The following is a 12900-nucleotide window of genomic DNA, read 5'->3' as shown; positions in this document are numbered from 1 at the left end:
GAATCACAACATGATCAAGCTAGAAGGCGTCAACAAGTGGTACGGCGAGCACCATGTGCTCAAGGATGTCAGCCTGGAGGTCGGACGCGGCGAAGTGCTGGTCGTGTGCGGCCCGTCGGGCTCGGGCAAGTCCACGCTCATCCGCACCATCAACCGGCTCGAACCCATCGGCAAGGGCGTCATCCGCATCGACGGCCGGGACATCCACGCCAAGGGCGTGAACATCAACACGCTGCGCCGCGGCATCGGCTTCGTGTTCCAGCAGTTCAACCTGTTTCCGCACATGAGCGTGCTGGACAACGTGACGTACGCGCCGCTGCATATCCTGAAGACGCCGCGCCGCGACGCCGAGGCACTGGCGCACCAGCTGCTGGAGCGGGTGGGCATGGCGCACAAGGCGCAGGCCTATCCCGGCGCGCTGTCCGGCGGCCAGCAGCAGCGCGTGGCCATCGCCCGGGCGCTGGCCCTCAAGCCGCCGATCATGCTGTTCGACGAACCGACCAGCGCGCTGGATCCGGAGATGGTCGGCGAAGTGCTGCAGGTGATGAAGTCGCTGGCGCGCGACGGCATGACCATGGTCTGCGTCACGCACGAAATGGGATTCGCGCGCGAGGTCAGCGACCGGGTGATCTTCATGGACGCCGGCGAGATCCTCGAGATCGCCACGCCGCAGCGTTTTTTCAGCGCGCCGCAGCATCCGCGGGCGCAGCGCTTCCTGGCCGACATCATCGGACACCACCCCGCCTGATGGGCAGCGACACCTTTCATGGCGCCGCGGCGCCATGAACCGGCGCATGGCCGCGCGGCCGTGGGGCGATGGTATGGTTGGACCTTCCGATCGACAGCCCGCCTACTCTGCCATGTACACCCTGAAGCAACTCGAGGCGTTCTACTGGAGCGCCGTGCTGGGCAGCTTCAGTGCGTCCTCGCGCAAACTGCACACCACCCAGTCGGCCGTGGCCAAGCGGGTCGGAGAGCTGGAAGGGTTCGCGGGCACGCCGCTGTTCGAGCGGCGCGCCAAATCGCTGGTCCTGACCCAGCAAGGCCGCAAGCTGTTCGAGGGCGCGCGCGAGATGCTGGAGCTCAACAGCCGCATGGTGCTGGACATGGCCGACCCATCGCGCTTCGAAGGAAGCGTGCGCCTGGGCGTGACGGAACTGGTGGCGCTCACGTCGCTGGCCGGGGTCATCGAACGGCTTAACCAGCGTTATCCGAAGATCCAGCTGGTACCCGAGATCGAGGCCGGCATCACGATGTACCAGCAGCTCGAACGCGACGAACTGGACCTGGCCATCATGCCCGGCCCCTTCTGGAGCTACGAGTACGACTGCGTGCAGCTCGGCTCGGTGACCAACGCCTGGATGGCCAGCCCCTCGCTGGCGCTCGATGCCGCACGCGTGCTGACGCCGCACGACCTGGCGCCCTTTCCCGTCATCAGCCAGCCGCAGAGCTCGGCGCTGTCGCACCTGTACGATGCGTGGTTCGCGCAGCAAGGCCTGTCGGTCAAGCGCGTGCTGACCTGCAACAGCCTGGCCATGATGGCGCAGCTGACCATGCTGGGGCTGGGCATCAGCCACCTGCCTTCGGCCTATTTCGATCCGCTGGTGGCGCGCGGCGCGCTGTGCCGGCTGCGCGTCCAACCGGACCTGCCCACCATCCACTATTACGCCGTCTACAAGAAAAGCCTGATCAATCCGGTTGTCAGCACGGTCATCGACATCGCGCGCGAGACCTGCGACTTCGAGGTCGAAGGCGCGTTCCTGCCGCTGCCGCCAAGCGGCCAGCCGTCCGGTTGACGCCGCCAGCGTCCCTGTGTAGCGTATAGGCCTCCTACATCCCGCTACCTCCGGGTGCCTCCATGATCCGCTTCGGTCCGTCCTGCCCGCCCGCCGCCGCATTTGCCGGCGGCCTGCCGCGCACGCGCACGACCCTGGCGGGCCTGCAGGCCCCGCCGCCTGTCGTCTCACCGCCAGCCGGCCTGCTGCGCGGCGCTCCGCCGCCGCCCCGGCACGCCCGGGGCTGATCCGCAGCCCTCCCGGCCTTTCTCCGTCGCCGCCGCGCCGCGGCCGCCTTGCGCGGCCATGGCGCTCGCGCCCGCGCGCGCCGGCAACCCGAGCATTCTTCGACACAGGTGATTCGACATGCCATTCAATCAGACCGTCTGGGCCGCGCGCGGCTCGACGGCGCTTTTCGTGCTGCTGTGGAGCAGCGGCGCGATCTTCGCCAAATGGGGGCTGGACTATGCCTCGCCCTTTGCCTTCCTGGTGCTGCGCTTCGCCCTGGCGCTGGCCGTCCTGGCGGCCCTGGGCCTGCGCGCGGGGCGCTGCCTGCCCGCGCCCGGCACGCGCCTGCGCACCGCCGCCACCGGCGCGCTGCTGCTGGGCGGCTATTCGATCTGCTATCTGCTGGCGCTGCAGCACGGCGTGACGCCGGGGGTGCTGGCCACGGTGCTGGGCGTGCAGCCGCTGCTGACGCTGCTGTGGCTGGAACGCGACCTGCCGGCCCGCCGGCTGGCCGGGCTGTCGCTGGCCCTGGCGGGCCTGGTGCTGGTGGTGTGGCGCAACATCGATGTGACGCGGCTGGACCAGGCCGGCATGGCCTACGCCCTGGCCGCGCTGGGCTGCATGACGGCGGGCGCCCTGCTGCAGAAGGGGTCGCGCCAGGCGCCGGGCGAGGTCTTGCCGCTGCAGTATGCGGCAAGCCTGGCGCTGTGCCTGGCGCTTGCGCCCGGACAGCCCTGGCAGGTGCAGTGGAGTCCTGGTTTCGTGGCGGCCTGGCTGTGGCTGGCGCTGGTCATATCGGTGGCGGCCACGCTGCTGCTGTACCGCCTGATCCAGGGCGGTAATCTGGTCGACGTGACCAGCCTGTTCTACCTGGTTCCCCCCGGCACCGCGCTGCTGGATTACCTGCTGCTGGGCAACCGGCCCGCGCCGGCCAGCCTGGCCGGCATGGCGGCCATCATCGCCGGGCTGGCGCTGGTGTTCGGGCGCCGGCGCGCGCCTTGAGCGGCCGGGCACGCGCCTTGGCAAGGCGCCGGCGCGGCGCTATGGTATGCGGATAGCGCCGCGCGGGCCGCGGCAGGAGACGCGCCATGAAGCGCTTGCTCATACTCGCCATGCTGGCGATCGCCGCCCTGACCGGCGGCTGCGCCAGCGAACCCGGAGCCGGCCGCCCCGCCTCTTCCATGCCGGACGATACCGGCGGTGGCGGTGGTGGTGGTGGCGGCGGCTACTAGCTCCGCTGGTTCAAGCAGCCGTTGGCGGCCCCTTCAATTCGACGGTGTTGCCTTCGGGATCGTTCAGGTAGACCGACGGCCCTTCGCCGCCGGCGCCATAACGCATGCCTGTTTCACCCACTTCCACGCCATGTCCGCGCAGATAGGCGACGATCGCTTCGGTATCGAACGGTTCGACGGCCAGGCAGAAATGATCGACGTTGCGGCCCTGCGCGCCCGGCCCGGCGCCGCCGGCGCGCCCCAGCTTGCCATCGAGCGCCACCAGGTCGATCAGGGCGCTGCCGGCGCGCAGCTGGGTCAGGCCCAGTGCGGGCTGCTCGCGTTCGCCGGTACAGCCCAGTATGTCCACGTAGAACGCGCGCATGCGCGCTACATCGCGCACACGCAGCACAATGTGGTCCAACCCCTTGATCCTGAACATACCGCCTCCGCAGGTCCACGGCGCGATGCGCGCCCATTGCGCCATGATAGGCAATCGACACGGCGCATGGACAGCGCGGCAACCGCTATACTGGGTTCATATCAGGAACCCGGCAATCTTGAACAGCCGCGCCGCCCCCCTGGCGGACGCGGTGTTTTTATCAAGGAGGTCCCCATGTTCCCTGAGTATCGCGACTTGATATCCCGACTCAAGAACGACGATCCGCATTTCTCCAGGTTGTACGACAAGCACAACAACCTCGACCAGCATATCCAGAATATCGAGGCCGGCCGCGCCACCGGCACATCGCTGGACATCGAGAAGCTGAAGAAGGAAAAGCTGCATCTCAAGGATCAGATCTACGCGATCCTGAAGAACGGCGCATAGCGCCCCCTTCTCCTCCCCGCCGCCAGTCCGGCGCGCCGCCTCGACAGCGTGCGCGCATGGGCCAGTTCGTGTCCGCGGCCCGGCTCAGGCAGCGGGCGGGCGCGCCGCGGCCGCGCCGCCACGGACCGGACTGCCCCGGAACAACCACGCGCTCAGCCCCACCGCCCCGGCCAGCAGCGCGCCGGCCAGGGCCACCACGCCGGCCCAGCCGCCATGCGACCAGCTGCCTCCGCCCACCGAACCCAGCACACTGGCGCTGAAGTAATAGGCCAGCAGGTAGAGCGAGGCCGCCTGCGCCTTGTAGCCGCGCGCCATCTGCCCCACCCAGCCGCTGGCCACGGCATGGGCGGCGAAGAAGCCGAAGGTGAACACGATGATGCCGGCCACCAGCACCGCCAGCGCATCGGACAGCGTCAGCAACAGCCCCGCCATCGCGATGCTGGTGGCCGTGCACAGCATGGCGCCCCGGCCATGCCGGTCGGCCAGCCGGCCGAACAGCGTCGAAGCCACGATGCCGACCAGGTAGACCACGAAAATGGCGCCGATGAAGGTCTGGCTGAGCGAAAACGGCGGCAACAGCAGCCGGTAGCCCACATAGTTGTAGACCGTCACGAACGCGCCGGCCTGCAGGCCGGCCAGCACGAACAGCGCCACCAGGCGGCCATGGCGCAGATGCGTGGCCAGGCCCGCCCGCGCATCGCGCCAGCCGTTGCCGCGGCGCGGCACGAAGCGGCGCGAAGCCGGCAGCAGCCAGACGAACAGCACGGCCGCCAGCAGTCCCAGGGCGCCGAGCGCGCCCAGCGCCGCGCGCCAGCCCAGGTAGTCCGACACGAAGCCCGTGATGACGCGCCCGGTCAGTCCGCCGAACGCGCTGCCGCTGATGTACAGCCCCATCACGAAACCCAGGGTATCCGGCTCGACCTCTTCGGCCAGGTAGGCCATGGCAACGGCCGGCACCCCGCCCATGGCGGCGCCTTGCAGGGCGCGCAGCACCAGCAGCGTGTGCCAGTCGGGCGCGAAGGCCGCCACCGTGCCCAGCGTGGCGGCGGCGAACAACGAGACCGCCATGACGGCCTTGCGCGGCAGCGCCTGCGCCCACAAGCCCACCAGGAAGATGGCCAGCGCCAGAAAGATGGTGGACAGCGACAGCGACAGGCTGCTCTGGACCGGCGAGACGGCAAACGCCTGGGAGAACAGCGGCATCAGCGGCTGCACACAGTACAGCAGGGAGAAAGTGGCGAAACCGGCGGCGAACAGCGCCCATTGGGCGCGATGCAGCTCGGCCGTGCCGCGCCGCAGATAAGGCTGCCCCGGATCCGCCCCGGAATGCGTGGTGGGCGGGGTGGCGGCGACGGCAGACGGGGGCGGCATGGGGTTCTCGGCAAGACGGCAAGCGGAGCACATGCCCGCCCGGCCACAGTAGACTTCCGGCCGTCATTTGTCCAATATATGAAACCGGCACCAACGATATTTTAAAAAAATGGAACTGCGTCACTTGCGCTACTTCGTCGCCGTGGCCGAAGACCTGCACTTCACCCGCGCGGCCGCCCGGCTGGGCATCGGCCAGCCGCCGCTGAGCCTGCAGATCCAGCAACTGGAACGGGAGATCGGCACGGCGCTGCTGCTGCGCCAGCCGCGCGGCGTGACCCTGACCGAGGCCGGCGCCCGGTTCCTGCAGGATGCCCGCGCGGTGCTCGCCGCCGCCGAGCAGGCCGTGGAGACCGCGCGCCGGCTGGGTCACGGCGAACAGGGCGATATCGCGGTGGGCTTCACCGCCTCGGCGGTCTTCCATCCCTACCTGCCCAGCGCCATCCGCGCCTATCGCGACCGCTACCCCGGCGTACGCATCGCGCTGAGCGAAAGCAATACGCGGGCGCTGCTGGCGGGCCTGCGCAGCGGCGAGGTGGACGTCGCCTTCGTGCGCCCGCCCTACGCCCTGGACCAGGAGTTCGCCAGCGAACGGGTGCTGGACGAGCCGATGCTGGTGGCGCTGCCGCCGGACCATCCGCTGTGCCGCAAACGCGCCGTGCCCGTTGCCGCTCTGGCCGGACAGGACTTCGTGCTGTACCCGCGCCCCATCGGCGCCGGCCTGTATGACGCCATCATGCAGGCATGCCAGCGCGCCGGCTTCACGCCGCGCGTCATCCAGGAGGCCCCCCAGATGGCCTCCATCATCAGCCTGGTGGCCGCCGGCGTGGGAATCGCCGTCGTGCCCGCGGCCATGCGCCACATGGGCGCGGCGGGCATCGTCTACCGACCCATCCGCGGCGATGCGCCGCGCGCGCTGCTGGACATGGCGTACCGGCGCGAGCCCCGCAGCGCCGCGGTGCGTCATGCGGTCGAACTGCTGCGCGGCCGCGCCCACCCCTAGGCCAGGACCCGCCCACAAGCCTCCTCCCGCTGGTATATTGGCGCACCTCGACGCGCCTGGCGTCGGCAGGCACTCTTTCCCCCGCGCTCGCGGCCATGCGCCGTACTCCTGGAGGCTTCCGATGCTCGTTGGCAATTACGATGCAACCCTGGTGTTGACTTCGCTGTTTGTTGCCATTCTGGCGTCGTACACCGCCCTGGGCATGGCCGGGCGGGTCGCGGCCAGCCGCGGCGTGGCCGCGCGGGTCTGGCTGGGCGGCGGCGCGTTCGCCATGGGCCTGGGAATCTGGTCCATGCACTTCATCGGCATGCTGGCGTTCAGCCTGCCTATCGCGCTGGGCTACGACATCGCACTGACCGTGGCGTCAATGGCGCTCGCGGTGGCCTGCTCGGCGTTCGCGCTGTGGGTGGTGACGCGCGCCACGCTGCCGTGGCCTCGCCTGGCCGGCGCCGCGGCCCTGATGGGCTCGGGCATCGCGGCGATGCACTACACCGGCATGGCGGCCATGCGCATGCACCCCGCCATCGAGTACTCGCCGGTCCTGTTCATGCTGTCGGTGGCCGTGGCCATCGCGGCCTCGGGCGCCGCCCTGTGGATCACCCACGCGCTGCGCCACAACCGCCCCGGCGCGCCGGCCTACCGGATCTGCGCCGCCATCGTCATGGGCCTGGCCATCGTCGGCATGCACTACACCGGCATGGCCGCCGCCAATTTCCCGGAAGGCAGCGTCTGCATGGCCGCCAACAGCGGCATCTCGGCCGGCTGGCTGGCGGTCTCCACCGCCTCCGTCACGCTGGCCGTGCTGGCCGTGGCCCTGGTGGTGGCGGTGCTCGACACGCGGCTGGAGACGCGCACCTCGGCGCTGAATGCCTCGCTGGCGCAGGCCAACGAAGAACTGGTGCAGATGGCGCTGCACGACACCCTGACCAAGCTGCCCAACCGCGCCCTGCTCGACGAGCGCCTGAAGCAGGCCATCATCCGCGCCACCGCCGCCGGACGCGGCTTCTCGCTGCTGTTCATCGACCTGGACGGCTTCAAGGCCATCAACGACGCCTATGGCCATGGCGCGGGCGACCTGCTGCTGGTCGAAATGGCGCAGCGCATCAAGCGCGCCATGCGGCCGCAGGACTGCGTGGCCCGGCTGGGCGGCGACGAGTTCGTGGTGCTGGCCGACCTGCCCGACCCCAATGACGCGGCCGGCCTGGCCGAACGCCTGATCGATGCGCTGACCATCCCGGCCGAGGTGCAAGGCCACGAGGTGTCGGTGGCCGCCAGCATCGGCATCGCCCTGTTCCCCGGCGACGGCGCCGACGCCGGCACGCTGCTGGCCCATGCCGACGCGGCCATGTACCACGCCAAGCGCCTGAGCCAGACGCATCGCGTCAGCTTCTTCGAACCGTCGATGAACGAGGATGCGCTCGAACAGCTGCAATTGCTGCAAGACCTGCGCCTGGCGCTGCCGCGCGATCAGCTGGAGCTGCATTACCAGCCCAAGTTCGTCGCGCCCGCCGGCCCGGTGGTCGGCGCCGAGGCGCTGCTGCGCTGGAACCACCCCACCCGCGGCGTGATTGGCCCGACCGTATTCATCCCCATCGCCGAACGCACCGGCCTGATCTTCTCCATCGGCGCCTGGGTGCTGGACGAAGCGTGCCGGCAAATGCGGCAGTGGCGCGACATGGGCCATGCCGACTGGACCGTGGCGGTGAACCTGTCGTCGCTGCAATTCTCGCAACCCGACCTGGTCGCCTCGATCCGCGCCACCCTGGCGCGCCACGACCTGCCGGCGCGCTGCCTGGCCATCGAGATCACCGAATCGACCGCGATGCGCGACGCCGAGGCCAGCCTGACCGTGCTGCGCGAACTGGCCGAACTGGGCGTGTCGATCTCGATCGACGACTTCGGCACCGGCTATTCGAGCCTGCTGTACCTCAAGCGCCTGCCCGCCACCGAGCTGAAGATCGACCGCGGCTTCGTCAACCAGCTGGAGCACGACAACGAGGACGCGGCCATCGTGTCGGCCATCATCGCGCTGGGCCAGAAGCTGAACCTGAAGATCGTCGCAGAGGGCGTGGAAACCCTGGCGCAGCAGTCCTTCCTGACCGAAATGGGCTGCGATTCGCTGCAGGGGTTCCTGCTGGGCCGGCCGCTGCCGGCGGCCGAGTTCCTGGCCCACACGCTGCAGCCCCAGCCCGCCTAGCGGCCGGCCGACAGTAGAATAGCCACGCGCGCCCCCACCCCTTTGCCCGCTTTCCTGACGCCGCGCGCCTGAAGTCCGTCTTCAACCCGCGAGGCTCATGATGCAGACAGAATCCAATCCCCTGGCCGAACGCTTCATCGCGCGCAACCTGCTCGACCTGGCCATCCGCATTACCCTGATCGGCGGACTGACCGTCTGGTGCTACCGGGTCGCCGAGCCCTTCATCGGCATGCTGCTGTGGTCCATCATCCTGGCGGTCACCCTGGCGCCGCTGCACCTGCGGCTGACCCACTGGCTCGGCGCGCGCCCGCGGCTGGCCGCCGTCGTGCTGACGCTGGCCACCATGCTGGTGCTGCTGGTGCCCTGCGCCATGCTGACCGCGTCGCTGGGCGACTCGCTGGTGAACATTTTCCATCACTCCAGCGGCCGGATCGTGCGCATCCCGGCGCCGCCGGACTTCGTGATCGAACTGCCGCTGATCGGCGCGCGCCTGCACGAAATCTGGCTGCAGGCCATGACCAATCTGCAGGACGTGCTCAAGCCCTTGCAGCCCCAGCTGGCCACCGCCGGCCGCTGGCTGCTGGCGGGCATGGCCAGCGCCGGCCTGGGCATCGCCGTGTTCCTGGCCTCGATCGCCATCGCGGGCGTCATCCTGGTCTATGCGGACCCGGCCAAGCGCGCCGCGCAGGCCATCGGCGTGCGCATCGCCGGCCCCGAACAGGGCGTCGCGCTGGCGCAGCTGACGGCCGCCACCATCCGCGCCGTGGCCCAGGGCGTGATCGGCGTGGCCCTGATCCAGGCCGTGCTGGCCGGCCTGGGTTTCCTGCTGGCCGGCGTGCCGGCCGCCGGGCTGTGGGCCATCGTGGCGCTGCTGATCTGCATCGTGCAGCTGCCGCTGTTCCTGCTGATGGTGCCCATGGTGGCGTATGTATTCCTGAACAACACCCCCACGGTCGCCATCGTGTTCGCCGTCTGGTGTCTGCTGGTGTCGCTGTGCGACAACGTGCTCAAGCCGCTGATGCTGGCGCGCGGGGTCGACATCCCCATTCCGGTCATCCTGATCGGGGCCCTGGGCGGCGTGCTGGCCGCCGGCATCGTCGGCCTGTTCCTGGGGTCGGTGGGGTTCGGGCTGGGCTACGTCCTGTTCATGCAGTGGGTGCGCCAGCAGTCGCCGGCCCGCTGAGCCGGCGCGCGCCGCTCAGGTCTTGAGACGATAGCCGGTGCGAAAGATCCAGCGCACGGTCAGCAGGCACACGAGCAGGAAGGCCAGCGTCATGCCCACGCTCACGCCCAGGCTGACGTCGGCCGCCCCATAGAACGCCCAGCGAAAGCCGCTGACCAGGTACACCACCGGGTTGAACAGCGTCACCGTCTGCCAGAACGGCGGCAGCATCTTGATCGAATAGAAGGTGCCGCCCAGGAAGGTCAGTGGCGTGATGATCATCAGCGGGATGATCTGCAGTTTCTCGAAGCCATCGGCCCAGATGCCGATGATGAAGCCGAACAGGCTGAAGGTCACCGCCGTCAGCACCAGGAAGGCCAGCATCCAGAACGGGTGGTCGACATGGAACGGCACGAACAGGCGCGCCGTCGCCAGCATGATCAGCCCCAGCAGGATGGACTTGCTGGCCGCCGCGCCGACGTAGCCCAGCACGATCTCGACGTACGAGATCGGCGCCGAATGGATCTCGTAGATCGTGCCGGAAAAACGCGGCATGTAGATGCCGAACGAGGCGTTGGCGACGCTTTGGGTCAGCAGCGACAGCATGATCATGCCCGGCACGATGAACGCCCCGTAGCTCACGCCGTCGATCTCGACCATGTGCGAGCCGATGGCCGCGCCGAACACCACGAAGTACAGCGAGGTCGAGATGACCGGCGAGGCCACGCTTTGCATCAGCGTGCGCCAGGCGCGCGCCATTTCGAATTTGTAGATGGCCTTGATGGCATACCAGTTCATGTTTGCGCACTCACCAGGCTGACGAAGATATCCTCGAGGGAACTCTCGGACGATTGCAGGTCGTGAAAGCCTATGCCGCGCGCGTCCAGCTCGCGCAGCAGCGCGGCGATCCCGCCGCTGACCTGGTTGTCGTAGGTATAGACCAGCTGCGTGCCCTCTGCGGCCAGTTCGAGCTGGTAGTCGCCGGCCAGCGCCGGCAGCGCCGCCAGCGGCGCGTCCAGCATGATGACCAGCTGCTTCTTGCCCAGCTTGCTCATCAGCGCATGCTTGTCCTCGACCAGGATGATCTCGCCCTTGCGGATGACGCCGATGCGATCGGCCATCTCCTGCGCTTCCTCGATGTAGTGCGTGGTCAGGATGATGGTGACGCCGTTTTCGCGCAGCCGCCGCACCATCTGCCACATGCCGTGGCGCAGCTCGACGTCCACGCCGGCGGTCGGCTCGTCCAGGAACAGGATGCGCGGCTCGTGCGACAGCGCCTTGGCGATCATGACGCGCCGCTTCATGCCACCGGACAGCGCCATGATGCGGCTGTCCTTCTTGTCCCATAGCGAGAGGTCGCGCAGGATGCGTTCGATGAGCGCCGGGTCCGCCACCTTGCCGAACAGGCCGCGGCTGAAGCTGACGGTGTTCCAGACCGTCTCGAACGCGTCGGTGGTGAGCTCCTGCGGCACCAGGCCGATGGCATCGCGCGCGGCGCGGAACTCGCGCACGATATCGTGGCCGTCGGCCAGCACGCGCCCGCTGCCCGGATTGACGATGCCGCAGATGATGCTGATCAGCGTGGTCTTGCCGGCGCCGTTGGGGCCGAGCAGCGCGAATATTTCGCCGCGGTGGATATCCAGGTTGATGTTCTTCAGCGCGGAATGCCCTGACGCATAAGTCTTGGACAGGCCTTGCACGGAGATGACTGCTTGCACTGCGTCTCCCTGGAGGAAAGGTACGGGATGGCCGATTCTACCGGCTGGCCGCGCGCCACTGCACGGCCGCGCCGACAACTGCAGTCGGCCGCGGCGGATTATGCGTCACGCGCCGCGAACCCCGGATGATAGGTCACGGTGCCGCGCGCCGGCGCGCCGAAGGTCAGCGCCAGGAAATGCGTGGGCGGCATGTCCGGCAGCACCAGCCCGGGTTCGGGCCGGAATCCGAAACGCCCATAGTAAGCCGGCTCGCCCACCAGGACGCAGCCGGCCGCGCCGCGCGCCTGCAGCCGCGCCAGCCCGTGCTCGATCAGGGCGGTGCCGATGCCGCGGCCCTGGTGGGCCGGGTCGACCGACACCGGTCCCAGGCCGAACCACGACGGGCTGCCATCGGAAATCTGCACCGGCGAGAACGCGGCATGGCCGACCACCCGGGCGTCGAGCTCGGCCACCAGCGACAGCGTCAGCGCGCCGGCGGCGCGCAGCGCCTGGACGATGTATGCCTCGGTCTGCTCGCTGTGCGGACGGTCGCGAAACGCCGCCTGCGTCACGTCGAAGATGGCGCGCTGGTCGGCAGGGGTTTCGGAACGGATCAGCATGGGGTCTCCCGCGGCGCCCGGCACGCGGACGCCTATAGCAATCGGGGCAGCGACGAAGCCAGCATGGCCACGCCGGACAGGGTCAGCAGGCCTAGCACGATGCGGCGAAACGCCTGGTCCGATATACCCAGGTACAGGCGCGTGCCCAGCACGGTGGGAATCAGCATCGCCAGCGCCACCAGGCCGAACAGCGGCAGCATGTCGGCGGTAACGATACCGGTGCCGACGTATGTGGCCATGGTAACCAAGAGCGTGCCCAGATTGAAGTTCTGGATGATGGAGCGCTGTTCGTCGCGGGCAAAGCCGCGCAATGTGCACCACAATGTGGGCAAGGTTCCGGTGAACCCGCCGATCCCGCCCATGACGCCGCCCAGACCGCCCACGACGGCATCGGCCAGCCGGCCGCCCGCCGTGATGCGGGGCAGGTACTTCACCGCCAGCATGAGCGGGCACCACAGCACCAGGAAGCCACCCAGCAGCGCCTTGAACATATGGACGTCCAGCATGGGCAGGATGCGCACGCCGATCGGGATGCCCGCCAGGCCGCCCAGCAGGAACGGCAGCAGCCGCCGCCAGTCGAAGCCGCGCCGCACCGAGAAGGCGGCGATCAGTTGCCCGGTCAGCGAGCCGAACACCACCAGAGCGGCCGCCAGGCGCGGATCGATGCTCCACGCCCAGACGGACATGGCGGTCAGCCCGTAGCCGAAACCCGACAGGCCCTGCACGAAGCCGGCCACCACCGCGCCGGTCACTACCACCACATGCAATGCATCCACGATACGCCCGCCGCCCCCTTGTTCAACGTGATGG

General features: G+C 68.9%; 14 protein-coding genes. 8 read left to right on the top strand and 6 right to left on the bottom strand.

What is annotated here, in order from left to right:
- The first annotated feature begins 10 nt into the window (after positions 1-10).
- The 4 genes from CAL11_RS07855 (at position 11) to CAL11_RS24335 (ending at position 3235) form a co-directional block, all read left to right on the top strand.
- Positions 11-748: an amino acid ABC transporter ATP-binding protein gene (locus CAL11_RS07855; protein ID WP_086092598.1), complete on the top strand. Its 738-nt coding sequence runs from the start codon at positions 11-13 to the stop codon at positions 746-748.
- Between the two features lie 112 nt (positions 749-860).
- Positions 861-1796: a LysR family transcriptional regulator gene (locus CAL11_RS07850; RefSeq protein ID WP_244172922.1), complete on the top strand. Its 936-nt coding sequence runs from the start codon at positions 861-863 to the stop codon at positions 1794-1796.
- A gap of 345 nt (positions 1797-2141) precedes the next feature.
- Entirely contained in the window at positions 2142-3005 is an 864-nt protein-coding gene (locus CAL11_RS07845) for a DMT family transporter (protein WP_068925725.1), read from the top strand.
- Between the two features lie 86 nt (positions 3006-3091).
- Positions 3092-3235, top strand: coding sequence for a hypothetical protein (locus CAL11_RS24335; RefSeq protein ID WP_157668845.1), 144 nt, complete (start codon positions 3092-3094; stop codon positions 3233-3235).
- Positions 3236-3245: 10 nt separating this feature from the next.
- Here CAL11_RS24335 and CAL11_RS07840 read toward each other — a convergent pair whose 3' ends face one another.
- Positions 3246-3656 carry a VOC family protein gene (locus CAL11_RS07840; protein WP_033461990.1) on the bottom strand — a complete coding sequence of 137 codons (411 nt, stop codon included), beginning with the start codon at positions 3654-3656 and terminating at the stop codon, positions 3246-3248.
- Positions 3657-3830: 174 nt separating this feature from the next.
- On the opposite strand from CAL11_RS07840, the gene CAL11_RS07835 reads away from it, so the two are divergent.
- On the top strand, positions 3831-4043 hold the full coding sequence (locus CAL11_RS07835; protein WP_033461929.1) for a YdcH family protein: 213 nt from the start codon (positions 3831-3833) through the stop codon (positions 4041-4043).
- Positions 4044-4127: 84 nt separating this feature from the next.
- On the opposite strand, the gene CAL11_RS07830 is transcribed toward CAL11_RS07835, so the two are convergent.
- Positions 4128-5414, bottom strand: a complete 1287-nt coding sequence (locus CAL11_RS07830) for an MFS transporter (protein ID WP_086092597.1) — start codon at positions 5412-5414, stop codon at positions 4128-4130.
- 109 nt (positions 5415-5523) lie between these two features.
- Between CAL11_RS07830 and CAL11_RS07825 the strand changes: the two genes are divergently transcribed.
- From CAL11_RS07825 to CAL11_RS07815, 3 genes are all read left to right on the top strand, one after another.
- Complete coding sequence (locus tag CAL11_RS07825) at positions 5524-6414, top strand: LysR family transcriptional regulator (protein WP_033461934.1); 891 nt, start codon at positions 5524-5526, stop codon at positions 6412-6414.
- Between the two features lie 121 nt (positions 6415-6535).
- Positions 6536-8611, top strand: a complete 2076-nt coding sequence (locus tag CAL11_RS07820) for a putative bifunctional diguanylate cyclase/phosphodiesterase (protein WP_086092596.1) — start codon at positions 6536-6538, stop codon at positions 8609-8611.
- 97 nt (positions 8612-8708) lie between these two features.
- Positions 8709-9794 (top strand): AI-2E family transporter, encoded by a 1086-nt coding sequence (locus CAL11_RS07815; RefSeq protein ID WP_080699693.1) that lies wholly within the window; start codon positions 8709-8711, stop codon positions 9792-9794.
- Between the two features lie 15 nt (positions 9795-9809).
- Here CAL11_RS07815 and CAL11_RS07810 read toward each other — a convergent pair whose 3' ends face one another.
- The 4 genes from CAL11_RS07810 to CAL11_RS07795 form a co-directional block, all read right to left on the bottom strand.
- Entirely contained in the window at positions 9810-10571 is a 762-nt protein-coding gene (locus CAL11_RS07810) for an ABC transporter permease (RefSeq protein ID WP_033461937.1), read from the bottom strand.
- Complete coding sequence (locus CAL11_RS07805; protein WP_086092595.1) at positions 10568-11491, bottom strand: ABC transporter ATP-binding protein; 924 nt, start codon at positions 11489-11491, stop codon at positions 10568-10570. Before CAL11_RS07805 ends, CAL11_RS07810 begins: the two co-directional genes overlap by 4 nt.
- Positions 11492-11589: 98 nt before the next feature.
- Positions 11590-12090, bottom strand: a complete 501-nt coding sequence (locus CAL11_RS07800) for a GNAT family N-acetyltransferase (protein ID WP_208617576.1) — start codon at positions 12088-12090, stop codon at positions 11590-11592.
- Positions 12091-12122: 32 nt separating this feature from the next.
- Positions 12123-12866: a sulfite exporter TauE/SafE family protein gene (locus CAL11_RS07795; RefSeq protein WP_033461993.1), complete on the bottom strand. Its 744-nt coding sequence runs from the start codon at positions 12864-12866 to the stop codon at positions 12123-12125.
- Positions 12867-12900 lie beyond the last annotated feature (34 nt).

It is taken from the genome of Bordetella genomosp. 6, assembly GCF_002119705.1.
GTDB lineage: Bacteria > Pseudomonadota > Gammaproteobacteria > Burkholderiales > Burkholderiaceae_B > Bordetella > Bordetella bronchiseptica_F.
Note: the sequence above shows the minus strand (reverse complement) of the source record. Positions and strands in the feature narration are given on the sequence as shown.